13 protein-coding genes and 1 tRNA gene are annotated in these 12,394 nt (G+C 66.7%); 4 read left to right on the top strand and 10 right to left on the bottom strand.

Going from position 1 to position 12,394, the window contains the following annotated elements:
• Positions 1-38 precede the first annotated feature (38 nt).
• From LL236_RS07110 to LL236_RS07070, 9 genes are read right to left on the bottom strand one after another with little or no spacing between them, the layout of a single operon-like run.
• Positions 39-947, bottom strand: a complete 909-nt coding sequence (locus LL236_RS07110; RefSeq protein WP_228178070.1) for an alpha/beta fold hydrolase — start codon at positions 945-947, stop codon at positions 39-41.
• Positions 944-1,696, bottom strand: coding sequence for a 3-hydroxybutyrate dehydrogenase (locus LL236_RS07105; protein ID WP_228178069.1), 753 nt, complete (start codon positions 1,694-1,696; stop codon positions 944-946). The genes LL236_RS07110 and LL236_RS07105 overlap by 4 nt, the downstream gene beginning before the upstream one ends.
• Positions 1,693-2,376 carry a TetR/AcrR family transcriptional regulator gene (locus LL236_RS07100; RefSeq protein WP_228178068.1) on the bottom strand — a complete coding sequence of 228 codons (684 nt, stop codon included), beginning with the start codon at positions 2,374-2,376 and terminating at the stop codon, positions 1,693-1,695. The genes LL236_RS07105 and LL236_RS07100 overlap by 4 nt, the downstream gene beginning before the upstream one ends.
• Positions 2,360-3,928: a class I adenylate-forming enzyme family protein gene (locus LL236_RS07095; RefSeq protein ID WP_228178067.1), complete on the bottom strand. Its 1,569-nt coding sequence runs from the start codon at positions 3,926-3,928 to the stop codon at positions 2,360-2,362. Before LL236_RS07095 ends, LL236_RS07100 begins: the two co-directional genes overlap by 17 nt.
• Positions 3,925-5,040 (bottom strand): branched-chain amino acid ABC transporter permease, encoded by a 1,116-nt coding sequence (locus LL236_RS07090; RefSeq protein ID WP_228178066.1) that lies wholly within the window; start codon positions 5,038-5,040, stop codon positions 3,925-3,927. Before LL236_RS07090 ends, LL236_RS07095 begins: the two co-directional genes overlap by 4 nt.
• Positions 5,037-5,912 (bottom strand): branched-chain amino acid ABC transporter permease, encoded by an 876-nt coding sequence (locus tag LL236_RS07085; RefSeq protein ID WP_228178065.1) that lies wholly within the window; start codon positions 5,910-5,912, stop codon positions 5,037-5,039. The genes LL236_RS07090 and LL236_RS07085 overlap by 4 nt, the downstream gene beginning before the upstream one ends.
• A complete protein-coding gene (locus LL236_RS07080) occupies positions 5,909-6,652 on the bottom strand; it encodes an ABC transporter ATP-binding protein (RefSeq protein WP_228178064.1) in 744 nt (247 codons plus the stop codon). The genes LL236_RS07085 and LL236_RS07080 overlap by 4 nt, the downstream gene beginning before the upstream one ends.
• Positions 6,649-7,455: an ABC transporter ATP-binding protein gene (locus LL236_RS07075; protein WP_228178063.1), complete on the bottom strand. Its 807-nt coding sequence runs from the start codon at positions 7,453-7,455 to the stop codon at positions 6,649-6,651. Before LL236_RS07075 ends, LL236_RS07080 begins: the two co-directional genes overlap by 4 nt.
• Before the next feature lie 12 nt (positions 7,456-7,467).
• Positions 7,468-8,670: a substrate-binding domain-containing protein gene (locus LL236_RS07070; RefSeq protein ID WP_228178062.1), complete on the bottom strand. Its 1,203-nt coding sequence runs from the start codon at positions 8,668-8,670 to the stop codon at positions 7,468-7,470.
• Between the two features lie 181 nt (positions 8,671-8,851).
• Here LL236_RS07070 and LL236_RS07065 point away from each other — a divergent pair, with 181 nt between their 5' ends.
• Together LL236_RS07065 and LL236_RS07060 are read left to right on the top strand one after the other, a co-directional pair.
• A complete protein-coding gene (locus LL236_RS07065; RefSeq protein WP_228178061.1) occupies positions 8,852-9,298 on the top strand; it encodes a MarR family winged helix-turn-helix transcriptional regulator in 447 nt (148 codons plus the stop codon).
• A complete protein-coding gene (locus LL236_RS07060; protein WP_228178060.1) occupies positions 9,295-10,536 on the top strand; it encodes an MFS transporter in 1,242 nt (413 codons plus the stop codon). The genes LL236_RS07065 and LL236_RS07060 overlap by 4 nt, the downstream gene beginning before the upstream one ends.
• A gap of 228 nt (positions 10,537-10,764) precedes the next feature.
• Here the strand turns inward: LL236_RS07060 and LL236_RS07055 are convergent.
• Positions 10,765-10,840, bottom strand: a tRNA-Lys gene (locus LL236_RS07055).
• A gap of 123 nt (positions 10,841-10,963) precedes the next feature.
• Here LL236_RS07055 and LL236_RS07050 point away from each other — a divergent pair.
• Positions 10,964-11,785, top strand: coding sequence for an inositol monophosphatase family protein (locus LL236_RS07050; RefSeq protein ID WP_228178229.1), 822 nt, complete (start codon positions 10,964-10,966; stop codon positions 11,783-11,785).
• Entirely contained in the window at positions 11,782-12,363 is a 582-nt protein-coding gene (locus LL236_RS07045) for a hypothetical protein (protein ID WP_228178059.1), read from the top strand. The genes LL236_RS07050 and LL236_RS07045 overlap by 4 nt, the downstream gene beginning before the upstream one ends.
• Positions 12,364-12,394 lie beyond the last annotated feature (31 nt).

The following is a 12,394-nucleotide window of genomic DNA, read 5'->3' as shown; positions in this document are numbered from 1 at the left end:
GCCGGTGCTGGTCACGCAACGCTGCGCGGCGGTGCTGGTCACGCAACGCTGCGCGGCTGGGCGAGCACCGAACGCACCGCCTCACCGACGACGCGCGCACCCTGCGCGCTCATCGCGATCGTGTAGTGGTTGAGGTCATCGAGCCGCGTGTGCTCGATGCTCGGATACGTCGCGAGGACCCCCTCGAGGTACTCCGGTGCGTACAGCCCCGGCTCCTCACCCTGCAATCCCCGCGGCACCGTGATAAGGGTTGTCGGATGCTGCAGATCGGCGAGTGCGTCCGGCAACGAAGACCCCGTGTTCATGTCGATGGTGTCGTCGACCATCGTCTCGTAGCTTGTGGCCGGTCGCAGCATCCCGGACCCGTCATCGACGAGGTCGTAGGCGAAGTAGCTCTCGAGTTCGGGCGACCACGCCTGCGCGAAGGCGGGGTGGGGCCGCCAGAACTCGAGATAGTCATCGATGGATCCGAACCGCATCGACAGGCGCGCCGCGGTGGGGCCGAGGACATGCGCGACGACGGCATCCGCATCCAACCCCGGTGGAACGTCGAGGGGCAACCCACCATCGACAAGAAGCAGGCTTTCGACGCGCGACGGATGCCGGTGCGCGAACACGACAGACACGAAAGCGCCCATCGAGTGCCCGACGACCGGGATTTTCTCGATACCGAGGTGATCGAGCACCGCTGCCAGGTCGTCGGCGTGCGCAGCAAGCCCAGCTGGCCCGGCTACCTCGTTGCTGCGTCCGCGCCCACGAAGGTCTGGCGCGATGGCGCGAATCCCGGGAAGCTCCTCGACGACGAACGGCCAGGCCAAGTGCGACGAGGTGACGCCGTGGACCAGCAGCACCTGGCCGGTCTGCGGGGCCACCGGATCCCAGACACCAACGTGCAGGTCACCCCCGGGGACGACGACGTCTACAGTGCGATAGGTGTGCGCGCTCATCGTGCGGTCCACCCGCCGTCCATCGTGTAGGAGGCGCCAGTGACCATCCCGGCCTTGTCTGAGACGAGCCAGCCGGCAAGCGATGCAACTTCGTCAGACTCCACGAGGCGCTTCACAGCGGTCTCGGTGAGCATGATCTTCTCGACGACCTCGTCTTCGGGGATTCCATGGACCTTGGCCTGATCGGCGATCTGCTTCTCGACGAGCGGTGTCCGCACGTAGGCAGGGTTGATGCAGTTGCTGGTGACCCCGTGCGGGCCACCCTCGAGCGCCGTCACCTTCGAGAGTCCCTCCAGTCCGTGCTTTGCCGACACGTATGCGACCTTGAACGGACTCGCGCGCAGCCCGTGCGCGCTGGAAATGTTGATGATCCGGCCCCACCCCTTGGCGTACATGTGCGGCAGGGCGGCGCGGACCAGCAGGAACGGCGACTCGAGCATGAGGCGCATCATCATGCGGTAGGTCGCCGGGTCGAACTCGGCAATGGGGCTCACGCGCTGGATGCCGGCGTTGTTGACCAGGATGTCGACCTCGAGGCTCAGGTCGTCGAGCGCTTCAGTGTCAGAGAGGTCGACGACCCAGGCTTCGCCGCCGATCTGCTCGGCTGCCGCGTGGGCTGCGTCGGCGTTGAGGTCGGCGACGATGACTGCCGCACCACGGGAGGCGAACTCTGTCGCGCAGGCAAGGCCGATGCCGCTCGCACCGCCGGTGACCAGGGCGCGTCGCCCCGCCAAGTCGTTCTCGGTCATCGAGGCTCCTCCTTCTTCGGGTCCGCTCGCGGGGCGAGAGCGTTGTCGATGAGCGTCGACATGGACGCCATGACGGCGGGGTCGAGCTCAGCCGGCGGGCGGCCCTCGGCATCCCGCTCCCACAGCAGGAACCGCATTCCGATGAGCTCCCCCATGCCCATGAGCGCCCAGGCCGTGACCTCCGGATCGAGCGCACGATCGACGTCTCCACTCCCCTGGGCTGCACGCAGCCCCGCCTCGTACCCCTCGACGATGCGGGTGTAGTGCAGGCGCAGGGTCTCGGGTGAGACGAACTCGGCTTCACGCACGACCCGGTAGAGGGCGGGATGCGCCGCAGTGAAGCGGAAGAACCCGGCAAACCCCGCGCGTTCAGCTTCAAGCCGGCTCGACGCTCTTGCCATAGCCTCCGACATCGAGTGCCGTACCCGCCGGTTCAGATCGATCACGAGCGCTTCGAAGATCGTCTGCTTGCTGTCGAAGTACAGATAGAACGTTCCGAGCCCGATACCGGCGCGCTCGGTGATCTTGACGATGGATGCCTCGTGGTACCCCTGATCGGCGAACACCGTCTCGGCTGCCTCGAGCAGCCGGCGCCGCGTGGCCTCGCCGCGCTTGGTCAACGGCCGGCCCGTCGCCGACGAGACGGGCGTGACGTCCTCGTCCTCAACGGGAACGCTCATGCGACACCTCCTGAGTCGATGCCACGATCGCTCTGGCACGCTCACGCAGCCGCGACCTCGCCAACTTGTCGATCGAGGATCGGGGCAGTCGTTCGACGACCTCGACGGCAATGGGGACTTTGAAGGCCGCAAGGGTGCGCCGGGCGTGCGCGAGGATCTCGTCGCGAGAAACGACCGCTCCCGCGCGAATCGTGACGAAGGCGACGCCCCGTTCGCCCCACACCGGATCGGGGACGCCGACCACGGCTGCCCCGCTCACCAGAGGGTGCAGACACAGCGCGTGCTCGACCTCGGCGGGGGCGACGTTCTCGCCGCCGGAGATGAAGATGTCTTTGAGCCGGTCGACGACGGTGAAGACGCCGTCCCGGTCGCGGTGGACGAGATCGCCGGTGCGCAACCAGTCGCCGTGCATGGCCCGCGCGGTGGCATCCGGGTCACCGAGGTAGCCCGCGAACACGCTCGGTCCTCGGACCCAGAGCTCCCCCGTCGCGTCCCCGCGGAGCGGAAGCAGCGTGTCGGGGTCGACGACCTGGACGCTGACGTGAGGATACGGTCGCCCCACCGCGCCCTCGTGGCCGCCGGCGCTGCCGGTCGGGCAGTGCAGCACATTGGGGCCTGCTTCGGTGAGTCCGTAACCCTGGACCAGCTCAACGCCGCGGGCGTGCCACGCGTCTCGAACCGCGCTGGGTAGGGTGGCTCCACCCACGAGCGCGAGGCGGATCGACGACAGATCGCTGGCGTCCCACCCTCGGGATTCGGCGAGCATCGCATACTGCGTCGGAACGCCCATCATCGCGGTGACCCGGCGCTCTCGGATGAGCTGCAGCACGCGCTCGGTGTCGAACGAACGCTCCAGCACGACAGTCGCGCCGCCCCACCACGCGAGCAGCGGCTGGCAGTTCCACGCCGCAACGTGGAACTGCGGCAAGACGGTGAGGACGACATCCCCCTCACCCAGTGGCAGCGCGCGCCCGAGGGCCAGGTTGTTCCAGAAGCAGTTGGCGTGGGTGAGGATGACGCCCTTGGGCGCAGCTTCGCTCCCCGACGTGAACACGATCAGCAAAGGGTCATCGTCGCGGACCGCGCGGGCTGGCCGCGGGTCGCGCGCCGGGGGGACGGCGCGCTCAATGCCGGCAGTCCCCAGGGCGGCAACCAGCGGAGGCTCCGCCAGTTCACGGATGGCGTCGGCCGCGGACGCGGCGAACTCGTCATCGACCACCAGCAGCTGGGGGTCGCTGCGGCCGAGCGTGTCGACGAGCTCACGCGTGCTCTGACGCCACGAGAGCGGAACGAACGCGACACCGACAAGCGCGCATCCGAAGAAGAGCACGACGTGGTCGATGGAGTTTCCCGCGAGCGTTGCGATGCGCGTTCCCGGGCCGAAGCCCGCTCCTGCGAGGCTCTCGGCGAGTTCTCGCGCCCGGTCGGCCAGCTCGCCGTAGGTGATCGTCACCCCGCGATCGTCGATCGCAACACGATGCGGTGTGTGCGCGGCGCGCTCGACCAGCCACCGGCCGATCGTGTGCGACTCGTCTTGTACGTCGTTGCTCACGCTCGAACCTCCGAGGCACCGACCGCATCGGCATCTGCCTCCGCGTCGTCGATGCTCCGCAGACTATCGCGCACGTGACGTTCGCCGTGACGACGACGCCACCAGCCATCGATCGTGCCGGCGATGCCCCCGGGGAGGAACATCACCACGATGATGAACAGCGCACCGAGCAGGAACAGCGGCTCCGACAGCGGAATGCGCAGGAAATCCGGGAGCGACTCGATGGCCTCGGACCCGGCGAGGACCGTGAGCCGCTGATCGAGCAGGGTGTACAGCACTCCCCCGACGATCGCACCCCACCGGAATCCGACCCCGCCGAGGACGACCATGACCAGCACGGTGATGGTCAGATCGGCGGAGACGGACCGCGGCACCGTTCCCGACTGCAGCAGCATGTACGCCACCCCGGCGAGGCTTGCGAGCACCGCGGCGATCACGAAGACGATGAGTCGCACCCGGTAGGGCCGAAGGCCCAGAACCCGCACCCGCTGCTCGTTCTCGCGGGTGGCCCGGGCGAGGTGCCCGAGGCGAGAGGTGTCGACCCAGAGCGTCACGAGGTAGACGATCACCAGCACGGCGAGCGCGAACCAGTACAGGTTTCGCGTGTTGATCACGCCGACGAGGAAGTCGGGAACCTGGTCGGTGTTCAGGCTCAGGCCCTCCTCACCGCCGGTGATCGCGGAGTTGCGACGCACGAGCACGGAGCCTGCCTGAGCGAAAGCGAGCGTAACCATCGCGAAGGGAATCCCGGAGACGCGCATCGCGACAGCACCCGTGACGAAGGCGATGATCATCCCGCCGATGAGGGCCACGAACACGCCGGGAAAGAGCGGCACCCCGAAGTGCTCGAGCGCGATGCCGAGGCCATACGCGCCGGCGCCGAAGTAGAGGGCGTGCCCGAACGACAGCATCCCGGACGTGCCCAGCAGCAGGTTGTACGACAGTGCGAGGGATGCGAACACCATGCACAGCGAGAGCAGCGCCAGGGTTCCCGGCTGGTAGGTGGGGGTGGGCAGGATGCCGGGGATCGAGATGTTCAAGAGCGGCAGCACCGCCATGAAGATCACGAGCCCGACGCCGACGAGGGCCGGCCAGTATCGACGGATGCTCATGCCTTCCTCCCGAGGAGTCCAGAGGGTCGCACGAGCAGCACGACCGCCAGCAGGATGACGACGATGAAGTCTCCGGTGCCGCCGAGGTAGAAGTTCGCAAACTGCTGCAGCACCGCAACCAGCACAGATGCCACTGCTGCCCCGGTCAGCGAACCGAGACCGCCGACGACAGTGACGATGAAGGCGAAGATCAGCAGCGTCGATCCGAGGTGCGCTGACACGAACGTCGAGTAGTGCATCGCCAGCACGCCGCCGATGCCGGCAGCTGCCCCGCCGATCGCAAAGACGAGGGTGAACGAGCGCCGGACGTCGATTCCGAGAGCCGTCACCATCGAACGGTTCTCGACGCCAGCGCGGATGATCATGCCGTACCGCGTCTTCTGGAGGAACAGCACCAGTGCTGCCAGCACGAGCCCCGCGGCGAGCATCAGGATCCAGTAAACGTTGGGGATCCGGGCTCCGAGGATCTCGGTGGTCTCCTTGAGCCAGGGTGGACCCGAGATCGGAATCGCGTCGGTGCCCCACACCCCTTCGAACAGGGCGACCGCGGCGAATGAGAGTCCGACCGTGACGAGCACTTGCTCGATGTGTCGCTCATAGAGCGGGCGGATCAGCACGAGTTCGGTCAGGGTTGCAAACAGAGCGCCGACCGCAGCGCCTACCAGGATCGAGACGAGAAACGACCACCACGACTCGGTCCCGAGCGCCTGCGCGACCATCCATCCGAGGAAAGCACTCAGAGTCAGGAACGCCCCGTGCGCGAAGTTGAGCACGTGCATGAGGCCGTAGATCAGACTCAGGCCCGAGGCGACGAGAAAGTAGAGGGCCCCGAGACCGACACCGGTCACCAGGGTCAGGATGATGGTGCTCACGAGTGGGCCTCCGAGGACGGTGCAGGCTTGGGATCCGCGGGCCGCTCGGCATGAACACCGAGCAGTCGCTGGGTGAGCTCCTCGTCGTCGAGGATCTCGCGGGCGGGCCCGACGTGGACGACGCGGCCGCTGTCGATGACTATCGCGTCGTGCGCGAGTCGTTTGACGACCTCGAGGTTCTGTTCCACCAGCAGGATCGGCACCGTCTTTGCTGCCTCCTCGAGGGCGTCTGCAACCTCGGTGACGATCTTGGGGGCGAGCCCCTTGGTCGGTTCGTCGACCAGCAGCAGCTGGTTGTCGTTCATCAGCGCGCGGGCGACCGAGACCATCTGCTGCTGTCCGCCCGAGAGGGTGCCGGCCATCTGGTCGCGACGGTTCACGAGGTCGGGGAAGAGCTCGGCGACGAACTCACGCCGCGGATTGCGCTGCCGTTCGGCCAGGGCGAGATTTTCGGCGACCGTGAGCTTGGCGAACACCTCACGGTCTTCCGGAACGTAGCCGACGCCGCGCTTGACGATGCGGTGGGTGGCAAGCCCGTCGATACGTTCGCCGGCAAGACGCACCTCACCACGGCGATGGATGAGTCCCAGGATGCCGCGCAGCGTCGAGGTCTTACCGACACCGTTGCGCCCGAGGACTGCCGTGATTCCGGTGGCGGGGACCGAGAAGCTCACGCTCTCGACGACCGGCTGGCCGGCGATCGAGCAGCGCAGATCGCTGACTTCGAGGATCGCGCTCATGCGGCGTTCCCGAGGTAGGCGCTCTGCACGAGCGGGTTGGCCATGATCTCGGCGGGTGAGTCGAACGCGATGATCGAGCCGAAGTACATCACCGCGACTTTCTCCACGAGTCCCATCAGCACGTCGATGTGGTGTTCGACCATGAGAACCGTGCATCCGGTTCTCGCCTGCAGCTCGCGGATGTTGTCGACCAGGCCCGCCACATCGCCGGATGCGACGCCAGCCATCGGCTCGTCGAGCAGCACGATCTTCGAATCCATGGCCAGGAGCACCGCGATCTCGAGCTTGCGCTTGTCGCCGTGGGAGATGTCTCCCGCCGGAGTGAGGAGCTTGTGGGTCAGGCCCACTTCTTCGAGATTCTGCAGGGCGCGATGGGTTGCGGCATCCTTCTTCGTGCCACCGCTCTTCGATGGAAAGTGGAAGAGGGAGTAGTCACGCCCCACCGCGACCTGCGCGGCGAGCCTGACGTTCTCGAGCACGCTCAGCTTGGGGAACAAGCTCGAGGTTTGAAAAGTGCGCCCCAGTCCCGCCCGCGCCCGGGCGGGCACCGACATCCTCGTGATGTCTTCGCCGTTCATCAGGACCCGACCTGCTGTGGGGGTCATGATGCCGGAGACGACGTTGAACAGCGTGGTCTTGCCTGCGCCGTTCGGCCCGATGACGCCGACCAGGGAACCTGGGGCAACGTCGAGGTCGACATCCTTCAGAATCGTCGCGCCGCCGATCTGCAGACCCAGCTTCTCCACCCGCAGGGCGGAGGGAGCCGGATGCTGCGCGGGCGCGGACGGAACCGGAGTGCTCATTGGTTCTGGGCCTTACTGCGCTTCGGCGGGGGCTACCGCGTCGGCAGGCACCGTGTCGATCAGCTCGGGAACGAAGCTGCCGCCGTCGGCGACGAGCTTGACCTGATACATCTCCTGCAGCAGCGCGTGGTCGCCAGCGCGCACCGTCAGCGTGCCCTTCGGACCGTCGAAGGAGTAGCCCTCGAGGGCTGCGATCATCGCGTCGACATCGCCCTGACCCTCATCGATCGCGTGCACGATCATGAGTGCCGCGTTGAAGCCGTCGGGGCTGAAGAGGTCGGGCGTGCAGCCGTCCTCTTCGAGCAGGCTGATCATCTCGGTGTTGACGGCGTTGTCGGGGGCGCCCGGGAAGTAGTAGTTCAGGAAGTTGATCTTTTCGGATGCCTCACCGTAGGCGCCGAACGTGGCGGAGTCACCGAGCCCGGTGACCACGGGAATCGCGTCGAGCACGCCCTGCTGGCTCATCGCCTGCCACATCGCACCCGAGGTCGCCCCAGCCCACGCGACGAACACGAGGTCGGGGTTGCCGGCGAGCACCTGCTGTGCGAACGGCGTGAACTCCGTGACGTCCTCGGCAACGAGCACCGAGTTGACCGTCGCGCCCTGGCCACCGAGGATCGTCTCGACCGCCGCGACGTTGCCCTGCCCGAACGCGGTGTCCTGTGCGAAGACGGTCACCGTCTTGCCCGAAATGTCGTCGAGGAAGGTTCCGGCGGTCGCGACATCCTGCGAGCTCTGGCGACCCGAGCGGAACGTGTAGTCGTTGATGCCGGTGATCGCGTCGGCAGCCGCGGGGCCGGAGATGTAGAGCACCTTGTTCTGGGCCGCCTGCTCGGCGACAGCGAGCGCAACACCCGATGATGCCGTGCCCGCGATGATGTTGACGCCGTCACCGATGAGTTCCTTCACGGCGGTCACGGCCTTGTCGGGGTCGCCGGCGTCGTCGCGGTATTCGACGTTGATGGTCGTGCCGTTGATTTCGTTCGTGCCGTCGGTTGCGTACGACATACCTGCGCGGAAGCCGCACAGGTACTGCTCGCCGTAGCCGGCAAGCGGACCGCTTTCGCTCGAAACGATGCCGACAGTGACCTCGGAGGGTCCCATCGTCTCGTCTCCACCGGCGTTGCCGCCGTCGGCCTGCGGCGCACAGGCCGCCATAACAAGGGCGCTGGTGGCGACCACCGTGCCCAGGAGCAACTTCTTCGTAACCCGCATGTGCGTGCCTTTCACCGTTGGAAGGGGGCATACCTGAAAGCTGATTCAGGTGGCACCTACAGTAGGCGACGAGGAGGCACGAGGCAAGTCGTGTCGTCGGGATGCCGACATCCGTTACCGATTCGCGACCGGATCGGGATTACATGCCTGTGTTATATATCTGAGGTATATAGTCGAGATCGTGACAGACGCCGGCCCCATCGAAACGATCATCAGCGCGGCCTACTCACTGGGTCGCATCGCGGCGCATCGCACCGGCAACGACACCCCCGCGGCGCAGTGGCGAGCCCTTGCCACCCTGGAGCGGGAGGGCGCACTCCGGATCGGCGAACTCGCTTCGGCCGCGCGAACGACGCAGCCCGGGATGACGAGGTTGATCGGCCAGATGGCGGATGAGGCGCTCGTGACCCGTTCCCCCGACCCCGATGATTCGCGTGCGACGGTCGTGCGCATCACCGCTGACGGACGAGGAGCGCTCGCGCGGTGGCGGACCCAACTGAGCGAGACGCTCGCCCCCCTGTTCGCTGACCTCACCGACGACGACCGTGCTGCACTCGAGCGCACGGCTCAGCTGCTGCGCGAGCGCACGATCGACGCTCCCCTCGACGCCTCAGGACGGAACCAATGACCTCATCCACTCACGCTTCGGCATCCGTCGCGTCGGTCTGGCGCCAGCCGGCACAGGTGTGGGCTGTCGCGTTCGCCTGTGTCGTCGCATTCATGGGAATCGGCCTGGTCGACCCGATCCTGCCCGCAATCGCCGCCTCGCTCGACGCAACGCCCGTGGAAACCGAGCTGCTGTTCACCAGCTATCTGCTGGTCACGGGGCTTGCGATGCTCGTCACGAGCTGGGTCTCGAGCCGGATCGGCACGAAGGCCACCCTCATGACGGGGCTGGGGCTCATCGTGCTCTTCTCGCTCCTGTCCGCACTCTCCGGCAGCGTCGACGCCATCATCGGCTTCCGTGCCGGCTGGGGACTCGGCAACGCCCTGTTCATCTCGACAGCCCTGGCGACCATCGTCGGCGCGGCAGCTGGCGGAAGCGGCGCGGCGATCGTCCTCTACGAAGCCGCCCTCGGACTGGGGATCGCGATCGGGCCGCTCCTCGGCGGTCTTCTCGGCGAGGTCAGCTGGCGCGGGCCATTCTTCGGGGTAGTGGCGCTCATGGCGATCGCCTTCATCGCGGTCGCCGTGCTCGTTCGAAGGACCGGCGAGCGGCGAACCCCCATCCCGCTGTCGGCACCGATTCGCGCGCTGCGCACCCCCGCCCTTGCCGTGCTGGCAACGGCTGCCCTGTTCTACAACATCGGGTTCTTCATCCTGCTTGCCTTCTCGCCCTTCCCCCTCGGGTTCGGTGCGATGGGGATCGGCCTGACCTTCTTCGGCTGGGGCGTTGCGCTGGCGATCACGAGCGTCTGGGTCGCGCCAGCCCTGGCACGACGGATGCCTCGCACCACGATCATGCAGGGCACGCTCGTGCTGCTTGCCGTGGACCTTCTGGTTGCGGGACTGCTCGTCGAGTCGGCGGCGGCGCTGGTCACCTGCATCGTCATCGGAGGCCTTCTTCTGGGCGTCATGAACACGGTTCTCACCGAATCGGTCATGGAAGCCACAGACCAACCCCGGGCCGTCGCTTCGTCGGCGTACTCTGCGGTGCGCTTCCTCGGCGGTGCGGCCGCTCCCCCGCTTGCCGCACTCCTGTGGCATGCGTTCTCGGCGAGCGTGCCGTACTACGTCGCCGCCGTCGCGGTTCTGGTGTCGGGACTGATCATCCTGCTCGGGCGCGGAGCCCTTACCCGCATCGACGGTCACGTCGCCGATGTGCAGGAGGAAGGCGCAGCAGTGCTCATCGGAGACGCCGGCTAGGCATCCTGCGGAGAGGTTCGCGCGAAGACAGAAACGCGGCCCGGGGAGAAATTCTCACCCGGGCCGCCTTCTTCGCGATTACCCGAATATCGCGAAGGTGTTGCTCTGACAACGAATCTACCTTTAGCGCCGGCTATGCGAACGCTATGTGAGAGCACTCTCACGCGAGGCGGACGGACGCGGCAGCGGTGCGCGTCGAAGAACGAACACGCGACAGCACTGACGAGCTGGTGCACCCCCAGGGACTTGAACCCTGAACCCACTGATTAAGAGTCAGTTGCTCTGCCGATTGAGCTAGAGGTGCAGAGGTTTGCGACGCTCAGATTGCGCGGCGAACCGAGGGTCAACTCTAGCATCACGATTACGTCACCGAGAAATCGCGGGAGGCGCCGCCGCCTATCCTTGGTCTGTGAGCTTCTCTCCCGCGATGAACAGCTTTGACGCACCCTTCGACGGCGATCTCTCGGCAGAGCTGAGCCTCGCGCTGCGGCTCGCGGATGCCGCTGACGCCGTGTCGATGGCACGCTTTGACGCCGCGGATCTCGACATCCGTGTCAAGCCGGATGCCACGTACGTGACGGAGGCCGATCTGGCGACCGAGCGGGCCATTCGCGACGTCCTCGAGGCCGAGCGTCCCGATGACGGGATCTTCGGCGAGGAGTTCGGATCATCCGGCAACGCCGCACGGGAGTGGATTATCGATCCGATCGACGGAACAGCCAACTACCTCAAGGGCATCCCGATGTGGGCGACGCTCGTCGCCCTCGCGATCGACGGCGTTCCCCGCGTCGGTGTGGTCAGTCAGCCCGCGATCGGGCGACGCTGGTGGGGCGCCACCGGGCTCGGCGCGTGGACCTCGACCCCCTCGGGCGAGGCGACTCGACTACAGGTTTCAGACATCGACTCCCTCGATCGTGCGAGCGTCAGCTTTCAAAGCATCGGCCAGTGGGACGAGGCGGGCCGCGTCGATGACCTCATCCGCCTGACCCGCGCCGTCTGGCGCGATCGCGGATACGGTGACGCCTGGCCCTACATGCTGCTTGCCGAAGGCCGCCTCGAGATGGTCGCCGAGTTCGGCGTGAAGGAATACGACATCGCTCCCTACGTGCCGATCCTGCACGAAGCCGGTGGCCGGTTCACTGCGGTCGACGGAACCCACACCCTAAGCGATCGGTCGGGCATCGCCACCAACGGCATCCTGCACGATGCCTTCATCGACCTTCTCCGTGGCGATGAGGCAGCGTCATGACCTCACGAGCGCTGCACACGACCCTCCTGGCTCCAATCCTGCTGGGCGCACTGGCGCTTGCCGCCTGCTCGACAGGTCCCGCACCCTCTCCCACACCAACGACCACAGAATCGGCCCCGCCAGCAGCTCCGGTCGAGACCCCGGATGCCTCCCCCAGCGCCACCGCGGAGGCGTCAGCACCATCGTGCGACACACTCATCTCCGCCTCGCTCGTCGACGAGCTCACCAGCTACGGCTGGACCTCGCGCGCCGACGACTTCCTCGTCGGCGCGACAGTCGTCGAGGGTGGCCTGCAGTGCACCTGGGCTGACTTCGACGGCCCCGCGACTGACAACCTGCTGGTCTTCGGCTGGGCCCCGATCGCCGCCAGCGAGGCAACGCGCCTGCAGGCCGACCTCATCGGTCAGGGCTGGCTGCGCGAGGACGGCGCCCAGGGCACCTACATCACGACAGACCCGCAATACGCCGTCGCGGTCGATGAGGACGGGTACGGGATGACCTACCTGTTCGGCGACGGCTGGGTGACTCTCGCTCTGACCAAGCAGGGTCTCGTGCTGATCGAACGACCCGACGCCTGAGTTCGCTCCGGTATGGACGCGCGCCGTTCCG

Origin of the sequence: Microbacterium schleiferi, from assembly GCF_020781975.1 — a bacterium.
GTDB lineage: Bacteria > Actinomycetota > Actinomycetes > Actinomycetales > Microbacteriaceae > Microbacterium.
The sequence above is the reverse complement of the archived record's forward strand: the minus strand, read 5'-3'. Positions and strand labels throughout refer to the sequence as shown.